The following is an 18,309-nucleotide window of genomic DNA, read 5'->3' as shown; positions in this document are numbered from 1 at the left end:
GGCGCTCGGCGCCAGGAGGGGGCTCTCAGCTCTCCAGCAGAAAGGTCACCGGCCCGTCGTTGATTAGTGCCACCTGCATATTGGCGCCGAACTCGCCGCTGGCCACCGGCGCATGGCGCTGGCGGGCCTGATCGAGCAGGTAGTGAAACAGACGATCGCCTTCGGCCGGCGGCGCCGCGCTGGAGAAGCTGGGACGCAGCCCCTTGCGGGTATCCGCGGCCAGGGTGAACTGGGATACCAGCAAGAGGCCACCGCCGGCCTGCTGCACATTGAGATTCATCTTGTCCTGGTCGTCGGCGAACACGCGATAGTGCAGCAGCTTGTGCAACAGGCGGTCGGCCGAGGCCTCGTCATCGCCTTTTTCCACCCCGACCAGGGCCAGCAGGCCGTGGTCGATGGCGCCGACGGTGCGATCTTCGACCTCGACACTGGCACGGCGGACACGTTGGATCAGGGCTTTCATGCAGGGCTTCCTCTGGCAATAGGTGGGGGATTACACACAGCAGGGCCCGCTAGCCTAGCACGGGCCTGCCTGGCCAGGCGTCAGCGCCCCAGCAGAGCGTCGCGGAAGTCGCGGTCCAGGGGATCTTCACCGAGCCAGATGGCGAACATGGCGTTGGCAAGCGCCTTGTCGTTGGAGCGGTACAGCGGGGCGCCATTGAGCGCCAGGATCAGGCTCTCGCCATCCCAGGTCAGCGAATAGCGGTCGCCCGGCGTGACGGAGCGATAGCTGTCGACCAGCGCGGTCAGCGGGCGGCGAATCGACGGAAAGTCCACGGCGCCGACCTGCGCGCGCACGGTCTCGAGGGTGGTGCTGGCGAAGTCGTCGGCCTCGATGGCATGGAAGTAGTGCAGCACCAGCCGGCGCGGGACGTCGGACTCGGGAGCGGGGCGGGGGTACCCCGCGGCCTGGTAGTAGGCGCCGGCGTAGGCGTCCCACACCAGATAGGTGAAGAGCCCGTGGCCGATCATCTCGTAGCGCCGGCCGTCGTCGATCTGGGTGGCAAAGCTAGCGCTCTTGACGCTGACCTGCTGCGTCGACGTCTGGGCGTTGGCCTCGGGGGGCGCGGCCATGGTCAGGGTCAGACAGGTGATCAGGCTGACGGCGGCAAGCAGCCGAACCAGCGGGTGCTGTCGGGGTTGTCGCGAAGGCATGATGAAACTCCCGTGACATGATGTTGTACACATCATGGCGCGAGATATGACTTATGTACAGTTTTTGTAGAGCGTTCTTCCCGTGACTACCAGGCGCGGCACAGCATGATGTCGCAACGGGGCTCCGCCAGAAGACGCTTGGTAATCTGACTGCGTCGGCCCGCCTGACTGCGGTTGCCCAGTGCCAGCAGATCGGGAGGCTGACGGCGCAGATGGGCGATCAACACGTCCAGGGGGTCGCCCTGTTCCAGCACCAGTTCCAGCTCCGGCACCCGATCGAATTCCGCCATCAGGTGGTCGATCTCCTGTTCGAGCTGCTGTCTAAGTCGGATGACCTCACGATCGCGCCACTGCGCGAAGTCAGTATCGGAGCCGAGTTCGCGCTCGCCCGGCACGTCCCAGGCGTGGAGCAACTCGAGGCGGGATTCCGGAAAGTGTCGCAGGGTCTCGCGCAGGGTGCGACGGCAGGTCAGGGAGAAGTCCACCGGGACCAGAATGTCGTTCCACGGCTCTGCGGGGGGCTGGCTGACAGTCAGCACCGGACAGGGGGCGCTCAACAGCACCCGGGCCAGGGTGGTGCCGCCGATCAGGTCAGGGTGTCCGCGCTTGCGATGGGTGCCGAGGATGATCATCTCGGCGTTGCGATCGTGGGCCTCACGGATGATCTCGGCGTAGGGGGCGCCGGTCACCGTCTGCACCAGCAGCGGCGGTTCGGCCAGTGCGTAGTCCTCGCGCAGGTCGGTGGCGATGGCGTGGATGTCATCTACTACCGCACCTTCCAGGTCGCGCAGCACCCGGTGGGGCAGGTAGGGATCCAGCACGTGCAGTACGTCGAGACGGGCGCCCATCTCGTTGGCCAGGCGGATGGCGCGGCCGAAGGCGGAACGGTTTTCTGCCGACAGGTCACAGGCAAACAGCAGGGTGCGAGTCATGGCTCTGCCCTCACGACGCCAGTGGGTGAACCTTCAGCATGGGCGGACGTGCCGATTCGCGCAAGCGACGGTGTCGTCAGTCCCTGTCAGTGCACGATAGCGCCGTCCTGCGCTCGGATCAGATCAGACCGGGCGCATCGTGGCTTCCACGGCCTGCCATCGCCCGCCACGGCTCCTGCCGCTACCACCAGGCGTGGAAGTGATGCACCGGGCCGCGCCCCTGGCCCACCGACAGCCGCCGGCTGGCGTCGAGCGCCTGGTGCAGCCAGCGCTTGGCGTCGCCGATGGCGTCGATGACCTGCGCCTCGTCGGCGTCCTGTGGCAGATGGGCCAGCTTGGCGGCGATCGCCGAGGACAGGGCACAACCGGTACCATGCAGGTTCTGGGTATCGATGCGCGGCGCCGGCAGCCAGCGATCGCCACCGGGCGAGGCCAGCAGGTCGGGACAGCTGTCACCATCGAGATGGCCACCCTTGAGTAGCACATAGGGGGCGGACAGTTGCTTGAGCGCGGGCAGCATCGCCTCCATGGCATCGGCGCTGGTGGGCGGCTCGACCCCCAGCAGTACCGCCGCCTCGGGCAGGTTGGGGGTGATCACGTCGGCCAGCGGCACCAGCACATCGCGTACCGCACTGATCCCGGCCTCATCCACCAGGATGTCGCCGCTCTTGGCTACCATCACCGGATCGAGCACGATCCAGCGGGGACGCCTGGCCTCGAGCGCTTCTCGCAGGGTCTCGGCGACCTCGCGGCTGGCGACCATGCCGATCTTCACCGCGTCGATGGGCACGTCGTCGAGCAGGTGATCGAGCTGCACCCGGATGCTCTCTGCAGCCACCGGGTGCACCTCGCGTACCCCACAGGTATTCTGCGCGATCACCGCGGTGATGACGTTGGTGGCATAGGTGCCCAGGGCCGACAGCGTCTTGAGGTCGCCCTGGAGGCCGGCGCCGCCAGAAGGGTCGGAGCCGGCGATGGTCAGCGTGTGAGGGATGGATACGGCGTGGGACATGAAAGACACCCGAAAGTCAGCAGAAAACACAGAATACAAGAGGCGGCGCTGAGAGAGCCAATGTCGAGCGCATCATGCTGAGTCTGTTTGTCATGGCGTTCGCCAGCGCCACCCTGCTGCCCGGAGGGTCCGAGCTATGGCTGGCCGGGCTGTGGTGCCGGGGCGAAGCGCCGCTGGCGCTGTGGCTGGTGGCCACCCTGGGCAATACCCTGGGCAGTCTGGTCAATGTCGCCCTGGGCCGCTACGCCACCCAGTATGTCGATCGTCGCTGGTTTCCCGCCTCCCGGGCGGGACTGGCACGAGCCCAGCGCTGGTATCGCAAGGGCGGAGAAGCGAGTCTGCTGCTGGCCTGGCTGCCGGTGGTGGGGGATCCGCTGACGGTGCTCGCGGGAATCGCCCGGCTGCCGTGGTGGCGTGCCACGCTGTGGATCGTCGTCAGCAAGGGCGGGCGCTACGCGGTGCTGCTGTGGTTTGCCGAACGCTATTTCAGCTGCGGCTGATCACTGCTCAAGAGCGAGCGCTTTGAGCAAGGCTCGAGAGTCGACACGATGTCCGCCCGTGCCCCGAAAACGGACAGGGGCCGCGCGAGGCGGCCCCTGGGTGCTTGTGTCGGCAATGCTCGACACCTTCTGGATGGGTTACTCCTGGCCGAAGTCGGTGCCGCCGTCCGGGTTGCGGGCGTTGTAGTAGGCCTGCTCGGAGATGGCGTGGTAGTTCACCACCTTGTCCTGGAAGTCGCGGTACGACTCGTAGATGCGACCGGCGATATCGCTGGAGTCAGCCAGTTCCTGCACCACCTCGGCGGAGATCTCCTGAGCCTGGGCGAGCACGTCGTCGGGCAGCTTGCGCAGCTGGACGTCGTGTTCGTTGATCAGGGTGGCCAGGGCATCGTTGTTGCGCGCGGTGTACTCGTCCAGCACGTCCTGGTTCACGTCGCGCACCGCGGTGCGCAGGATCGCCTGAAGGTCGGCGGGCAGCTCGGCCAGGGCCTCATCGTTGACGATGGCCTCGAACATCACCGTCGGCTCATGCCAGCCCGGGTAGTAGTAGTACTCGGCGGCCTGATGCAGGCCGAAGGCCAGGTCGTTGTACGGGCCGATCCACTCGGTGGCATCGATGGCGCCGGACTGCAGCGAGGTGAAGATCTCGCCGCCGGGCATATTGACGATGGCCACGCCCATGCGATTCATGACCTCACCACCGAGGCCCGGCATGCGCATCTTGAGGCCGTCCAGGTCGTCGACCGAATTGATTTCCTGGTTGTACCAGCCGCCCATCTGTACGCCGGAGGCGCCGGCGGTCATGACCTCGACGCCGAAGTCATCGTAGAGCTCGTTCCACAGCTCCAGGCCGCCACCATAGTGCAGCCAGGCGTTCATTTCCTGGGCGTTCATGCCGAAGGGCACGGCGGCGAAGAACTGGGCGGCGGGCGCCTTGCCCTTCCAGTAGTAGGAGGCAGAGTGGCCCATCTGGGCGGTGCCTTCGGCGACGGCGTCGAAGACCTCGAAGCCCGGTACCAGCTGGCCGGCACCGAACACCTCGATCGTCAGGCGGCCGTCGGACATTTCCTCGACCAGCTTGGCCAGACGCTCGGGACCCTGGCCGACACCGGGGAAGTTCTTCGGCCAGGAGGTGACCAGCTTCCACTCGAAGGTGTCCTGGGCCTGGGCCTGGGCTCCGACCAGCAGTAGACCGGAGGCACCGGCGAGGGTAATGGCCTTGGCGATTGAGCTGCGTTGCATGTAAGTCCCCTTTGTATGGTATTGGCGTTGTCGGGACCTGCCGGCCAGGGTAGGGCCGGCGGGTAGTTGGCGTCTCGCGGGATGGCCCGAGACGCCGTGAAGCGGGCGATGGCTCGTCGGGCAACTATAGACGCCGGGGGCACCCCCCGGCGTGGGCTGCCGTCCACGCATCGCCAACGCGCCGGGTCAGAACTGCTCCGGCAGCCAGGTGGCGAGTTCTGGGAAGAATGACAGGGCCAGCAGCATGCCGAGCTGAAGCACGATGAACGGAATGACGCCTCGGTAGATCGCGGACGTCGGTACCGACTCCGGGGCCACCCCGCGCAGGTAGAACAGGGCGAAGCCGAAGGGAGGCGTCAGGAAGGACGTCTGCAGGTTGATCGCGATCATGATGCCCAGCCAGATCGGATCCAGGCCCATGGCCAGCAGAATCGGACCGACGATCGGCACCACCACGAAGGTGATCTCGATGAAGTCGAGAATAAAGCCGAGCAGGAAGATCACCAGCATCACGATGATGGTGGCGCCGACTACCCCGCCAGGCATGTTCTCGAACAGATGGGTGACCAGCTCTTCACCGCCGTAGGCGCGGAACACCAGTGAAAACAACGCCGCGCCGATCAGGATCAGGAACACCATGGTGGTGACGTGGGTGGTGGAGCGCAGCACGTCCTTGAGCGTGGCCAGATCGAGGCGACGATAGGCCAGGGCCAGCACCAGGGCGCCGAAGGCACCCACCGCGGAAGCCTCGGTGGGGGTGGCCAGTCCGGCCAGGATCGAGCCGAGCACCGCGACGATCAGCACGATGGGCGGCACCAGGCCCTTGAGCAGCAACAGGCCGATGCCCGAGGTGTGGCCCAGCTCGGCCATCAGTTCCTGGCGATCGGCGGCAGGGGCGGCGCTGGGCTTGAACAGCGCCACCAGGCTGACGTAGACGATATACACCAGCACCAGGATCAGGCCCGGGACCAGCGCCCCCATGAACAGATCACCCACCGACACCGTCTTGGGGCTGAAGATGCCCATGGACAGCTGGGCCTGCTGGTAGGCGCTGGACAGCACGTCACCGAGCAGCACCAGAGCGATGGACGGCGGGATGATCTGACCCAGGGTGCCGGTGGCGCAGATGGTGCCGGTGGCCAGCGACTGGCTATAGCCGCGCTTGAGCATGGTCGGCAGCGACATCAGGCCCATGGTGACCACGGTGGCGCCGACGATGCCGGTGGAAGCGGCCAGCATCATGCCGACCAGGGTCACCGAGATGCCGAGTCCGCCGCGCAGCGAGCCGAACAGCAGGGCCATGGCGTCGAGCAGGGTTTCGGCGACCTTGGACTTCTCGAGCAGCACGCCCATCAGCACGAACAAGGGCACCGCCAGCAGGGTGGTGTTGGTCATGATGCCGTAGAGGCGATTGGGGAAGGCGTTGAGGTAGCTGCCGTCGAAGTTGGCATCGATGCCTAGGGACTCCAGGCCGTAGCCGAGCCCGGCAAAGGCCAGGGCGGTACCGGCCAGCGACAGCGCGACCGGAAAACCGAACATCAAGACCGTACAGATGACACCGAACAGCACCAGGGGCATGAACTCCAGCATTTACAGGTGCTCCTCGTCGGCGTCATGGGGAAGGGCGTTGGGGTCGAGACGTCCCTTTAAAATCAGGATGTTGCGGTAGATCTCGACGATGCCCTGGACAATCATCAGCACGGCGAAGGCCGGTATCAGCGTCTTCAGCAGGAACACCCCGGGGATGCCGCCGGCGTCGGGCGAGCCCTCGAAGATGGCCCAGGACTTGCCGACGTAGCCGAGGCTGGTGGCGATCACGAAGCCCATCACCGGCAGCAGCAGCAGCAGGGTGCCGAGCAGGTCGACCAGCGCCTTGCGCCTGGGCGACATCGCTCGATAGAAGATGTCGACGCGCACGTGTCCGCCGTGCTTCAGGGTGTAGGCCGCCGCCAGCATGAACACGGCGGCGTGCATGTACATCACCGATTCCTGCATGGGGATGCTGTTGACGCTGAAGGCATAGCGCAGCACCACGATCAGGAACTGGATGATCATCATCGCCAGGATCAGCCAGGAAAGGCCCCTGCCAAGGCGTTCGGAGAAGGCGTCCAGGGCCGCCAGTGGCCCCGGCAAGCCGGAAGATGTAGACATTAGGAACTCGCTGGTGGTGTCAGGGCGATCATTGTCCAGGCTGGCGCCCGGGCACGCCGTCGCCAGGGCAGGACGTCGGCTTGCCGGGGGGACCTGGCGTCATGGATAGTGTGGCACGCGGAGACATTAGCGAATCTCGGTGCACGTCAACGCTGACTATACGGCAGTCGAGGTAGCACTGTCATGACACCAAAAGTCGAGGTCCGCTGGCGTGGCGTCCGCCGCCGACAGGATGACTCAGGCAGGTTGCTCGGGCGTGCGGCTCAGGCGGGTAGCTCAGGTGGGAAGTTCAGGTGGGAAGTTCAGGTGGGAAATTCAGGCGAGCGGTTCAGGCTGGTTGCTCGGGCTGATCGGCCTGGATGGCGGCGAGGCAGGGCTGGGGCAGGCGAATATCGACGGCCACCGGCAGGTGGTCCGAAAACAGTCGGTCGAGGACTTCGGCCTCATCGGCCTCCAGCGACGACGACAGCAGGATATGGTCCAGCGCTCGGCTGGGGCGCCAGGAAGGGTAGCTCAGTGCCGGTCGCACCGGATGCAGCGGCAACGAGGCACAGAAGCGGTCGTGGGCGTGCAGGCGATCCGGGGTGCAGTTCAGGTCTCCCATCACCACCACGTGCTTGAGTGGCTGGATCAACTCGCTGAGGTAGTCGAGCTGCAGGTTCTGGGTGCGCTGGCCCAGGGCCAGGTGGGCGACGAACAGGTGCAGGGCCTCGGGGCCCTGGCCGAAGCGCGCATGGATGGCGCCCCGGCCGGGCAGGGTCCCCGGCAGGCGGTGCTCCTCGATGCGGCTGGGTGCCAGCCGGGAGAGCAGGCCATTGCTGTGCTGGGCAAGTCGACCGAGGTTGCGGTTGAGCTGCTGATAGTGATGGGGGAAACCGCCTTGCCCCGCCAGGTACTCGAGCTGATTGACCTGGTTCGAGCGAAAGCTGCCGCCGTCCACCTCCTGTAGCCCCACCATGTCGAAGTGCGACAGCACCTCGGCGATCATGTCCAGACGTCGTTGCCGACGCGGGTGAGGCAACAGGTGCTGCCAGCTACGAGTGAGGTAGTGGTGGTAGGCCGAGGTCTGGATACCCACCTGCAGGTTGAAGGTCACCAGCCTCAGGTGACCTCTGTCCAGCGTGGGGTGGCGTTCCTCGGCCAGTGACGTCATTGGGCTCCAGACTCCTGTTCGCTGCGGATCTGCTCCACCAGCGCCTCGGCGATGCGCGGCATGTTGTCGAGGCTGCCGGCGGTGCTCGGCGAGACGATGTAGCGACCATCGACGATCAGCGCGGGGACGCCCATCAGTTCGAGGTTGCGCATGGTGGCGCTGGCGCGATTGATCTGGGACTTCACGCCGAAGCCGTCCAGCGCCTTGAGCGCCTGCTCTTCGCTGACACCGTAGTCGCTGAAGAAGGCGGCGATGTCTGCTGGCTCGGTAAGCTGCTCGCCTTCCTGGTGGATGGCGTCGAAGAAGTCCTCGTGCACCTCGTCGAGGATCTCGAGCTGCTGGGCGGCATAGAAGGCCTTGGCGTGCTTGACCCAGGTCTCGCCCAGGGTGGCCGGCATGCGTTCGAACTCGACGTCATCGGGCAGCTCGGCGACCCAGGCGTTGAGCGGATCTTCCAGCGAGTAGCAGTGCGGGCAGCCATACCAGAACACTTCGGTCACGTTGATCTTGCCATCGTCGCTGCCCAGCTCGACCTGATTGGGGGCGACGGTGTAGTCCTCGCCCTCGGTGATCGAGGCGGCGACCGCCATGGTCGACAGGCTAAGGCCAGCGAGGCCCATCATCAGTGACTTCAGCATAGAATGTTTTCTCCTTGATTGAGGCGGGCATGCCATGGCGGCGCGAGGGCGCGACGAACCTGGAGCCGCAAAGCGAACGCTGTTTTGAGTCTACAACGTTCGAAGGGTTCCCGAATATCCCGATTGGGCAGGCGTCGCATGTCTATCTTTGCTTGTAAACGCAACGGGGCCGCCCCGCGGGACGCATCGAAAGGTGAATCGATCAGTGCAGTCCCTGGACGTAGTTGGCCACGGCTTCCATGTCGGCATCGCTCATCTTGGCGGCGATGTCGGCCATCACGCCGCCGGGGCTGTTGGCGCGGGCGCCGGAGGCGAATGCCTGGAGGGTGCTGACCACATAGCCGGCGTGCTGGCCGGAAAGCCCCGGATAGACCGCCGAGCCAATGCCGCTGCCGGTCGGGCCATGGCAGGCGCTGCAGGCCGGGATGCCCTTGGCCAGGTCGCCAGCGCGGTAGAGCGCCTCGCCGCGCTCGAGCAACGCCTCGTCATCCTTGGCCTGCCCCACCACCGGGTCCTGGCCGGCGAAGAAGGCGGCCACGTCCCAGGCGTCCTGGTCGCTGAAGTTGTCCACCTGCCCCGCCATCTGCGGCACCGGACGGGTGCCGTCACGGATGTCGATGATCTGCTTGGCCAGGTAGGAGGCCTGCTGGCCGGCCAGGTTGGGGAAGGTCGGCGCGATACTGGCGCCGGTCTGGCCGTGACAGGCGGCGCAGGCGGTGGCCTTGTCGCGTCCTGCGGCGGCGTCTGCGTCACTCTGGAGGTCGGCATGGGCGGCGCCGACGACGCCGATGGAGATTGCCAGGCTTGCCAGTAACTGTCTCATCGCTAGTTCACTTATGCCGTTTTAATGTTTTCACGGTCCCGCGGAAGGCGTGGCCTTCACTGCAGGGGGAAGCGCCCGCGCTGAGGCCGGTCGCTGGCGACAGCGGCACAATGTTATGATGATTCCCCGGGTCGCAGCCGCCTCAAAGCTTACTATAACCAAACACCCCGGGGGCGGGAATGCCAGGGCCCTCGACCCTACCTTTGATCACCGTCAGGATTTCTTCCATCTCATGGCTTTCAACTACTCCTTGGCCCGATTCCTCACCAGTGCGCCGACGCTGGCCCGATGCCCCGAAGACAGTGGTGTCGAGGTCGCCTTTGCCGGACGTTCCAATGCCGGAAAGTCCAGCGCGATCAACACCATCACCCAACAGAAGGCGCTCGCGCGTACCTCCAAGACGCCGGGTCGCACCCAGCTCATCAACGTCTTTTCGCTGGGCGAGGACAGCGAGCGCCGGCTGGTGGACCTGCCCGGCTACGGCTACGCCAAGGTGCCCGAAAAGGTCAAATTGGAGTGGCAGCGCCACCTGGCCGAATACCTCCAGAAGCGAGCTTCGCTCAAGGGGCTGGTGCTGGTGATGGACGTGCGTCACCCATTGACCGAGTTCGACCTGGCGCTGCTGGATGTGGCCGATGAGCGCGACCTGCCGGTGCATATCCTGCTGACCAAGGCCGACAAGCTGAAGCAGGGCGCGGCCAAGAATGCCCTGCAGCAGGTGCGCTCGCGGCTGCGTGAGTGGGAGGACCTGGTCAGCGTGCAGCTTTTCTCGGCGCTCAAGCGCCAGGGCGTCGACGAGGCCCATCGGCGCCTGGACGGCTGGCTTGCGCACGAAGGCTAGCCAGCCTGACGAGCCCTAGCCAGCCTGACGAGCCCGCCGGCTACTTGTACGTGGCGGTGACCTCCAGCAGTCCCTTGACGCGCCCACCGGATGCCTGCTCGGCATAGCGGTAGTAGCTGACGCGTAACGGAACCTTGGGCGCCTCCCCCATCAGGCCAATCGCTCGCGAGCCAGACAGGTCCACGGGGTCGAAGTCGTGGGCTGAAAAAGCGTCGATTTCCAGCGCCAGCCCGATGCCCTTGGCGCCGTCACCCGAGGTGTCGGCGTTGCCGAGGATGCCTTGGCGGGCGTTGATGACGCTGGCGCCGCTCGAGCGTATGGACAGATCCGCCATGTTGACCTCATCGCAGTCGTTGAAGCTCAGGTAGGCGGTGGTGGTACCGCCCCGAGATCCTGCTCCCGGCAGCTCGCTGAGGTCGATATCGGGCAGGATGATGTAGGGGGTCCACATCTTGCAGGTGCTCTCGATCACGGTGACGTAAGCGCCGCCAACTCCGACTACCGTACCGGTATAGTTGTCGCTGGCGCCGGTGCTGGTCGCTACGTGGGTATGAGGCCAGTAGGTAAACTGTTTGTAGTTGCCCGGTTCGGTGTCGCCATGGCGCACGATCGGTATCTCCTTCGTGACGCTGCCGGAGACACAGCCAGATGCATGGTTGGCGGTGCGCAGGGAAGCGACCAGGGTCTGGTGGTGATGGCCGCCCATGCTGGTGTCGGCCTTGTCGAAGTAGAAGCCTTGCACTGAGCTTTCGGCGTCACCGGTGGCGCTGTCGTAGGAACCCTGGGTATCGAGCAGGATATAGACGCGGCCGTCGCTGCCGGTCTGGCAGGCGTAGGTGGTGTGGAAGGAGGATATCCCCGCGGTGTTGCCTTCCGGCGTGGTGCCGGACAAGGTCGAGGGGTAGGACATGCCGGTGCTGTAGAGGCCGCAGGTACCGGGCGGGCGTACGGTGTCGCAGGTAGGGCGTGCCGCCAGGGCTGGCGCGATGCCCAGGGGCAGGGAGAGAGCGGGCCCCAGTCCCGAAACCAGGGCAAACGCCAGCCCGAGCTTGAGCACTCGTCGCAGGTGACGCCGGGTCGGCGGTGATGAAGCGAGGGGGCGATAGAGCGGGCGGGGCATGGCGGCAGGCACTCAGGGAACAGGTGCCTGCCGGTTTACCACGTGGCGCCGGCGGTCGCCGGGGTTTTTCTCGCTTTATTGATCCTGATGCTCACCGAGCAGGGCTGGCAGCTCGGTGACCCGAGACAGTCGGGTCACGCCGCGTGGCAAGGGAGCCGTCTCGGCCTCTGGCGGCGCGATCCAGATCGCCCGCAAGCCCAGGCGAATCGCCGGCAGCACGTCTTCCTCCCAGGAATCGCCCACGTGCAGGGTCTCGCAGGCCTTGACCTGAAGCCGTGCCAGCATCGCCAGAAAGGGCCGTGGATCGGGCTTGGGTGCGAACATCTCGCCGGCAGCGATACGCGCCTGGAAGTGGCGGGCCAGCGGCAGACGGTGGAAGGCCACGTTGCCGTTGGTGATGCTGCCGAGACGATAGCGGCCCTTCAGTCTTTCCAGCATGGCGTCGGTGTCGGGGAAGGGCGTGACCAGGATGCGCAGCGAGTGAAAACGCTGCATCGCCAGCGCCGCCCACCAGTGAGCCGCCGCCCGGTTCACGCCGCTTTCCTCCAGCAGCTGGATCAGGGTGCGCTCACGCAGCCAGCTGAAGTCGCCGCGCCGCGACCAGCTGCGCCTGGCCAGGGCCTGGCGTTCACGCAGGTAGTCCGAAAGCGCGATGGGGGGCGTCAACGGCTCCTCGCGGCCGCGCTGCCAGGCGCCGAGCTGTTCGGTCAGCCAGTCGACGTGGCCCTGCTCGGTGCGCTGCATGACGCCGCTGTTGTCCCACAGGGTGTCGTCCAGATCGAAGGTGATGGCCTTGAGTCGGCTGAAGTCGTCCGCTGCCGCGTGGTCGATCAAGGGGTGTCTCCGGGATGGCTGTCGTCGCTCCGGCTGCGCCGCGCGCGGGGGTGGGCCTTGTCGTAGCTCTCCGCCAGGTGCTGCCAGTCCAGCCGGGTATAGACCTGGGTGGTGGACAGGTTGGCGTGGCCCAGCAGCTCCTGGACGGCGCGCAGGTCCTGGCTCGATTCCAGCAGGTGGCTGGCGAAGGAGTGGCGCAGGCGGTGGGGATGCAGGTGCTCCGGCAGGCCGCGCCGGCGGGCCTGGGTGACCAGGCGTGCCTGGATGGCACGATGGCCGAGCCGGTGGCCCTGCTGGCCGACGAACAGTGCCGTCTCGTCGTCGGCGGCCAGCACCGAGCGCACGCTGAGCCACTGGTCGATGGCCTGGCGCGCACGCGAGCCCACCGGCACCTGGCGCGGCTTGTTGCCCTTGCCGAGGACCCGCACCCGGCCGCCGTGAAGGTCGGGGAGATCCAGCGCCGCCAGCTCCGCCAGCCGTAGCCCGCTGGAATAGAGCAGCTCCAGCATCGCCTGGTCGCGTACCGACAGCGGCGAGCCATCGTGGGGGGTGTCGAGAAAGCGCGCCAGCAGGTCCACGTCCACCGGCCGCGGTAGATCCTTCGGCGCCCGGGGGCCGCGGCTCAGGCCGACCGGGTTGTAGTCGAGTCGGCCAGCCGCCACCAGGTGTTCACACAGTCGCGACAGGGCGGCGCGGCGGCGCTTCAGGCTGCGTGGTGCCATGCCTCGGCTGCGTTCGGCGGCCAGAAAACGCCTGAGCGTGTGGGACGTCAGGGCCTGATCATCCGGCGGCCTGGCGTCGGTGTCATTGGCCTGGGCGTGCCACCAGTTCTCGAAGGTGGCCAGGTCACGCCGGTAGGCGTCGACGGTGGCAGCACTGGCGGTGCGTCCCAGCTCATCGAGAAAGTCCGCTACCGCGCCGGCAAGCTGCCACTTGGGCGTCGTCTCAGCCGTCGTCTCAGCCGCCTTTTCAGCCATCATCACGCTCGCACAGGCGCACGCTGAGGCGCACCAGCACCTCGGCCAGGTACTCGGTAAACAGGGTGTCCATGCTGGCACGGAAGTGGTCGGGATCAGGGCTTGCCAGCACCACAAAGCCCTGGGGCTCGCCCAGGGTCATGCGGGCGATGGCGCAGGAGCCCGACTTGGTCGGCGCCTTGGCGTGGGGCAGCAGGCGCTTCCAGTCGGTGGGGGTAAGACGGGTACAGCGGCTGGCGCGCCCATCGAGCAGCGCGGTCAGGCGCTGGCCGGTGTGGTCGTCGAGCACGTGACGCGGGGCCTGGGGCGGTCTGGGGTCGCGATCGGTCAGGCTGGCGGGGCACCACAGCGACACCGCTGGCGTCTGGAAGCGCTCGCTTAGCTGGGTGGCCAGGGCCTGGCCCAGGGCGTCGTTGTCCTGGGCTTCCAGCAGTGCCAGCACCAGCTCGCGGGTGCGCCGATACTGCGCCTCGTTGTGGCGGGCCGAGTCGAGCAGTTGCTCGAGCCGCAGTTCCGCGCCTTCGGCGCGCTTGCGCAGGTCATGGACCAGCCGTTCCAGCAGCGAGGTGGCGCCCTGGGTCTCCGGGTGGGGAATCGTGAGGCTCTGCAGCAGGCCTTCGCGACCGACGAAGAAGTCCGGGTGGCGTGCCAGCCATTCGGCGACGCGGTCCGGGTCGAGCGTCTTGCGGGGCTCTGGGGCGGCTTGAGGCATGCGCGTCTTCCTGTTGGAGTTCAATGTCTAGGCTGGATCGAGTTTCCGGGAAAGCGAGGGACCGGTACCTTGCTGGCAGCTTAGCCCAGTCCCGTCGAGTCCTGTGCGCCTGGGGTCAACGCAGCGGAATTCGTCCATCGAACACCCGCTCGGCGGGGCCGGTCATGATCAAGGGGCGCTCGCCACCTTCCCAGCGGATCGTCAGGCTGCCGCCGGGCAGGTGGACGGTCACCGGGCTTTCGAGCAGGCCCTGGCGAATGCCGCAGGCCACCGCAGCGCAGGCGCCGGTACCACAGGCCAGGGTCTCGCCGCTGCCGCGCTCGAACACCCGCAGGCGAATCTCGTGGCTGGAGACCACCTGCATGAAGCCCACGTTGACCCGCTTGGGAAAGCGCGGGTGGTGTTCGACCAGCGGTCCCAGGCGCTCCACCGGCGCCTGGTCGACGCTGTCGACCTTGATCACCGCGTGGGGGTTGCCCATGGAGGCGACGGCGATCTCGAGGGTCTCGCCGTCGACCTCGAGGGTGTGACGCAGGCGGTCCTCGTCGGCCTCGAAGGGCAGGCTCGGCGGGGCGAAGCGCGGGGCACCCATGTCGACGCTGACCTGCTCGTCGTCATGCACATCCAGCACCAGCGGGCCGCCGGCGGTCTCGACCCGGATCTGGCGCTTGTGGGTCAGCCGCTTGTCACGCACGAAGCGGGCAAAGCAGCGCGCACCATTGCCGCAATTCTCGACCTCGCTGCCGTCGGCGTTGTAGATCCGGTAGCGAAAGTCCATGTCCGGGTCCCGCGGCGGTTCCACCACCAGTAGCTGATCGAAACCGATGCCGAAGCGCCGGTCGGCCAGACGGCGGATTTCCTCGGCCTCGATGCGGGCCCGCTGGGTGACCAGATCGACCACCATGAAGTCGTTGCCCAGGCCATGCATCTTGGTGAAGTGCAGAAGCATCAGCGCGCTGCTCCTGACGTCGATCCCGATGCCGATCCCGGTTGCGATTCGCCGGGCAGCGACTCGCCGGCCCAGAGGTCCTCGAGGGTCTCGCGTCGGCGCACCACCTGATAGCTGTCGCCGTCCACCAGTACCTCCGCCGGACGCGGGCGGCTGTTGTAGTTGGAGGCCATCACGAAGCCGTAGGCGCCGGCCGAGCGCACCGCCAGCAGGTCGCCCGGCGCCACCGCCAGTTGACGCTCCTTGCCGAGGAAGTCGCCGGTCTCGCACACCGGGCCGACCACGTCGTAGACGTCGCTTGCGCGGTCCAGGCGAGAGTCGACTTCGATGATCGCCTGCCAGGCCTGGTACAGCGAGGGCCGAATCAGGTCGTTCATGGCCGCGTCGACGATGGCGAAGTTCTTGGTTTCGCCGGGCTTCACGTAGGTCAGCCGGGTCAGCATGACGCCGGCGTTGGCGGCGATCGAGCGGCCCGGCTCGAACAGCAGCGTCAGGCGCTCGCCGCCGTCCCAGCGCGACAGGCGCTCGAGCAGCTTCGAGGCGTAGTCGAACGGGGCCGGCGGCGTCTCGTCCCTGTAGGGCACGCCGAGGCCGCCGCCCAGGTCGAGGTGCGAGACCTCGATGTTCTCCTCTCGCAGGCGGTCGAGCAGCAGCAGCAGACGCTCCAGGGCGTCGAGGAAGGGAGCGATCTCGGTGAGCTGCGAGCCGATATGGCAGTCGAGCCCGGTGACCTTGAGGTGCGGCAGTTCGGCGGCCAGGCGGTAGACCTCCAGCGCCTCGTCCACCGGGATACCGAACTTGTTGTCTTTGAGCCCGGTGGAGATATACGGATGGGTGCCCGCGTCGACGTCGGGATTGACCCGCAATGACACCGGCGCCACCTTGCCCAGGCGGCCGGCCACTTCATTGAGCACTTCAAGCTCTGGGCGCGACTCCACGTTGAAGCACTTGATGCCGACCTCGAGCGCGCGCGCCATCTCGTCGGGGCGCTTGGCGACGCCGGAGAACACCACCTTGGCCGGGTCACCACCGGCGGCCAGCACCCGCTCGAGCTCGCCCTGAGAGACGATGTCGAAACCGGCCCCCTGGCGCGCCAGCACGTTGAGCACCGCCAGGTTGCTGTTGGCCTTGACCGCGTAGCAGATCAGATGCGGGTGGCTACCCAGCGCCTCGCGGTAGGCCTGGAAGTGACGCTCCAGGGTGGCACGTGAATAGACGTAGCAGGGGGTGCCCACCGCCTCGGCGATGCGGGCCAGAGGCACTTCTTCGGCGTACAGCTCGCCGTCTCGGTAGTTGAAGTGATCCATGCTCAGCTCTCGTCCTCGGTCGCGCTCTGGTCGCTTTCCTGGCTGTCCTCTTCGCCCTCTTCGCCCTGTTCGTCCTCGACGGTTTCGCGGGGGCCGTAGCGCTCCGCCGCTTCTTCGTCACCGGGCAGGTACAGGGGGCCTTTCTGGCCGCAGCCCGCCAGGGCCATCAGGGCCAGCAGCAGGGCCGGCAACAGGGCGGGTCGCAGCACCTTGACGAGGCGGTTCATTGGGCGCCTCCCTGGCCGGACGCAAGGGTTTTGAGGGCCTCACGGGCGCGCTGGGCAGCGGCGCGCACCTGGTCGGGTGCGGTGCCACCGATATGGTTGCGGGCGGCCACCGAGCCTTCCAGGGTCAGCACCTCGAACACGTCCTCGCCGATGACGTCGGAGAACTGGCGCAGTTCGTCGAGGCTCATGTCCGACAGATCCTTGCCGCTCTCGATGCCGTAGGCCACGGACTGACCGACGATTTCGTGGGCGTCACGGAAGGCCACGCCCTTGCGTACCAGATAGTCGGCAAGGTCGGTGGCGGTGGAGAAGCCCTTGCGAGCGGCCTCACGCATGGAATCGCCCTTGGAGACGATGGCCGGCACCATGTCGGCGAAGGCGCGCAGGCAACCCTTGACGGTATCCAGGGTGTCGAGCAGCGGTTCCTTGTCTTCCTGGTTGTCCTTGTTGTAGGCCAGCGGCTGCGACTTCATCAGCGTCAGCAGGCCCATCAGGTGACCGTAGACGCGGCCGGTCTTGCCGCGCACCAGCTCGGGCACGTCCGGGTTCTTCTTCTGCGGCATGATCGAGGAGCCGGTGCAGAAGCGGTCGGGCAGGTCGATGAAGTCGAACTGGGCGCTGGTCCACAGCACCAGCTCCTCGCTCATCCGCGACAGGTGCATCAGCAGCAGGCTCGCGAAGGCGGTGAACTCGATCGCGAAGTCCCGATCGCTGACCGCGTCGAGGCTGTTCTCGGCGGGGCGCTCGAAGCCGAGCAGCTCGGCGGTCAGGTGACGATCGATGGGGTAGGTGGTGCCGGCCAGGGCGGCGGCGCCCAGCGGCAGCACGTTGACCCGCTTGCGGCAGTCCAGCAGGCGTTCGTGGTCGCGGGCCAGCATCTCCTGCCAGGCTAGCAGGTGGTGGCCGAAGGTCACCGGTTGAGCGGTCTGCAGGTGGGTGAAGCCCGGCATGATGGTGTCGGCCTCGCCCTCGGCCAGCTCGATCAGCCCGGCACGCAGCCGCGCCAGCTCGCTGGCGACCAGGTCGATCTCCTCGCGCAGGTAGAGGCGAATATCGGTGGCCACCTGGTCGTTGCGCGAGCGCCCGGTGTGCAGCTTCTTGCCGGTGATGCCGATCTTCTGGGTCAGCCGTGCCTCGATGTTCATGTGCACGTCTTCCAGCGCCACCGACCACTCGAAGCGCCCTTCGGCGATCTCCGTCTCGATCTCCTTGAGCCCGGTCAGGATGGCGTCACGTTCCTCTTCGCTCAGCACGCCAACCTGGGCGAGCATGGTGGCATGCGCGATGGAGCCCTGGATGTCATGGCGGGCCAGGCGCTGGTCGAAATCGACCGAGGCGGTGAAACGAGCGACGAAGGCGTCGGTGGGTTCGCTGAAGCGGCCGCCCCAGGACTGGTTGGTGGTCTGGCTCATTGAATGGACTTCCTGAATGACGATGCGATGGCGACGTGATCGGTGGCCGGCGCCGAGGGCGCTGACGGAGCCGGCAGCCGTTGTCGTTGGTATGCCCAAAGTGTACCAGAGTCGGCCCTTGAGGCGAGGGTGCAGCGGGCCGGCAAGGAAGGTGCGGCATCAGCCCCTGAAGCGAGGGTGGCAGCGGGCGCTTCTGGCAGGCGCGGCAACGGGTCCCGTCGCCGTCGATTTTACTGACGGAGACCGTGCTTTATGATGACGCCATTCATTTAACATGGCGGACGCGGCGATTTGGTCGCAAGCCCGACCAGGGAGAGCAACGTG

19 protein-coding genes and 1 pseudogene are annotated in these 18,309 nt (G+C 66.6%); 2 read left to right on the top strand and 18 right to left on the bottom strand.

What is annotated here, in order from left to right; all coding sequences use genetic code 11:
- Positions 1 to 25: 25 nt before the first annotated feature.
- The 4 genes from dtd to thiD all read right to left on the bottom strand — a co-directional run bounded on the left by dtd (position 26) and on the right by thiD (position 3,099).
- Positions 26 to 463, bottom strand: a complete 438-nt coding sequence (gene dtd, locus C6W88_RS06120) for a D-aminoacyl-tRNA deacylase (protein ID WP_045993928.1) — start codon at positions 461 to 463, stop codon at positions 26 to 28.
- Between the two features lie 80 nt (positions 464 to 543).
- Positions 544 to 1,155 carry a chalcone isomerase family protein gene (locus C6W88_RS06115; protein ID WP_231498546.1) on the bottom strand — a complete coding sequence of 204 codons (612 nt, stop codon included), beginning with the start codon at positions 1,153 to 1,155 and terminating at the stop codon, positions 544 to 546.
- A gap of 86 nt (positions 1,156 to 1,241) precedes the next feature.
- Entirely contained in the window at positions 1,242 to 2,087 is an 846-nt protein-coding gene (locus C6W88_RS06110) for a universal stress protein (protein WP_045993929.1), read from the bottom strand.
- Between the two features lie 181 nt (positions 2,088 to 2,268).
- Complete coding sequence (gene thiD, locus C6W88_RS06105; RefSeq protein WP_108131870.1) at positions 2,269 to 3,099, bottom strand: bifunctional hydroxymethylpyrimidine kinase/phosphomethylpyrimidine kinase; 831 nt, start codon at positions 3,097 to 3,099, stop codon at positions 2,269 to 2,271.
- A 74-nt stretch (positions 3,100 to 3,173) separates the two neighbouring features.
- On the opposite strand from thiD, the gene C6W88_RS06100 reads away from it, so the two are divergent.
- The gene (locus tag C6W88_RS06100; protein WP_045993931.1) at positions 3,174 to 3,599 is read left to right on the top strand and encodes a YqaA family protein; all 426 of its coding nucleotides are present in this window, start codon (positions 3,174 to 3,176) and stop codon (positions 3,597 to 3,599) included.
- Between the two features lie 138 nt (positions 3,600 to 3,737).
- Here C6W88_RS06100 and C6W88_RS06095 read toward each other — a convergent pair whose 3' ends face one another.
- The 6 genes from C6W88_RS06095 to C6W88_RS06070 all read right to left on the bottom strand — a co-directional run bounded on the left by C6W88_RS06095 (position 3,738) and on the right by C6W88_RS06070 (position 9,606).
- Positions 3,738 to 4,841, bottom strand: a complete 1,104-nt coding sequence (locus C6W88_RS06095) for a TRAP transporter substrate-binding protein (protein ID WP_045993932.1) — start codon at positions 4,839 to 4,841, stop codon at positions 3,738 to 3,740.
- Positions 4,842 to 5,027: 186 nt separating this feature from the next.
- Entirely contained in the window at positions 5,028 to 6,431 is a 1,404-nt protein-coding gene (locus C6W88_RS06090; RefSeq protein ID WP_108131869.1) for a TRAP transporter large permease, read from the bottom strand.
- Entirely contained in the window at positions 6,432 to 6,992 is a 561-nt protein-coding gene (locus C6W88_RS06085; protein WP_108131868.1) for a TRAP transporter small permease subunit, read from the bottom strand. It abuts the gene before it with no gap.
- A 328-nt stretch (positions 6,993 to 7,320) separates the two neighbouring features.
- Entirely contained in the window at positions 7,321 to 8,145 is an 825-nt protein-coding gene (locus C6W88_RS06080; protein WP_108131867.1) for an endonuclease/exonuclease/phosphatase family protein, read from the bottom strand.
- Positions 8,142 to 8,783, bottom strand: a complete 642-nt coding sequence (locus C6W88_RS06075) for a thiol:disulfide interchange protein DsbA/DsbL (protein ID WP_045993936.1) — start codon at positions 8,781 to 8,783, stop codon at positions 8,142 to 8,144. Before C6W88_RS06075 ends, C6W88_RS06080 begins: the two co-directional genes overlap by 4 nt.
- Positions 8,784 to 8,985: 202 nt before the next feature.
- A complete protein-coding gene (locus tag C6W88_RS06070; RefSeq protein ID WP_045993937.1) occupies positions 8,986 to 9,606 on the bottom strand; it encodes a c-type cytochrome in 621 nt (206 codons plus the stop codon).
- 232 nt (positions 9,607 to 9,838) lie between these two features.
- Here C6W88_RS06070 and yihA point away from each other — a divergent pair, with 232 nt between their 5' ends.
- A complete protein-coding gene (gene yihA / locus C6W88_RS06065) occupies positions 9,839 to 10,447 on the top strand; it encodes a ribosome biogenesis GTP-binding protein YihA/YsxC (protein WP_108131866.1) in 609 nt (202 codons plus the stop codon).
- Positions 10,448 to 10,487: 40 nt separating this feature from the next.
- Here the strand turns inward: yihA and C6W88_RS06060 are convergent, their stop codons facing one another.
- The 8 genes and pseudogenes from C6W88_RS06060 to argH form a co-directional block, all read right to left on the bottom strand.
- Positions 10,488 to 11,567: a fimbrial protein gene (locus tag C6W88_RS06060; protein ID WP_108195020.1), complete on the bottom strand. Its 1,080-nt coding sequence runs from the start codon at positions 11,565 to 11,567 to the stop codon at positions 10,488 to 10,490.
- A 75-nt stretch (positions 11,568 to 11,642) separates the two neighbouring features.
- Positions 11,643 to 12,401, bottom strand: a complete 759-nt coding sequence (locus C6W88_RS06055) for an HAD family hydrolase (RefSeq protein ID WP_231498545.1) — start codon at positions 12,399 to 12,401, stop codon at positions 11,643 to 11,645.
- Entirely contained in the window at positions 12,398 to 13,378 is a 981-nt protein-coding gene (locus C6W88_RS06050) for a tyrosine recombinase XerC (protein ID WP_108131911.1), read from the bottom strand. Before C6W88_RS06050 ends, C6W88_RS06055 begins: the two co-directional genes overlap by 4 nt.
- On the bottom strand, positions 13,371 to 14,090 hold the full coding sequence (locus tag C6W88_RS06045; RefSeq protein ID WP_045993941.1) for a DUF484 family protein: 720 nt from the start codon (positions 14,088 to 14,090) through the stop codon (positions 13,371 to 13,373). Before C6W88_RS06045 ends, C6W88_RS06050 begins: the two co-directional genes overlap by 8 nt.
- A 115-nt stretch (positions 14,091 to 14,205) precedes the next feature.
- Positions 14,206 to 15,039, bottom strand: coding sequence for a diaminopimelate epimerase (gene dapF, locus C6W88_RS06040; RefSeq protein WP_045993942.1), 834 nt, complete (start codon positions 15,037 to 15,039; stop codon positions 14,206 to 14,208).
- Entirely contained in the window at positions 15,039 to 16,346 is a 1,308-nt protein-coding gene (gene lysA, locus C6W88_RS06035; RefSeq protein ID WP_108131864.1) for a diaminopimelate decarboxylase, read from the bottom strand. The genes dapF and lysA overlap by 1 nt, the downstream gene beginning before the upstream one ends.
- 92 nt (positions 16,347 to 16,438) lie before the next feature.
- A pseudogene (gene lptM / locus C6W88_RS22055) lies at positions 16,439 to 16,573 on the bottom strand (LPS translocon maturation chaperone LptM); the annotation flags it as partial.
- Positions 16,570 to 17,985 (bottom strand): argininosuccinate lyase, encoded by a 1,416-nt coding sequence (argH, locus tag C6W88_RS06025; RefSeq protein WP_108131863.1) that lies wholly within the window; start codon positions 17,983 to 17,985, stop codon positions 16,570 to 16,572. The gene argH and the pseudogene lptM, both read right to left, overlap by 4 nt.
- Positions 17,986 to 18,309: the final 324 nt, after the last annotated feature.

Source organism: Halomonas litopenaei (assembly GCF_003045775.1).
Classification (GTDB): Bacteria; Pseudomonadota; Gammaproteobacteria; order Pseudomonadales; family Halomonadaceae; genus Halomonas; species Halomonas litopenaei.
This window is presented reverse-complemented; position numbering and strand designations above follow the sequence as displayed.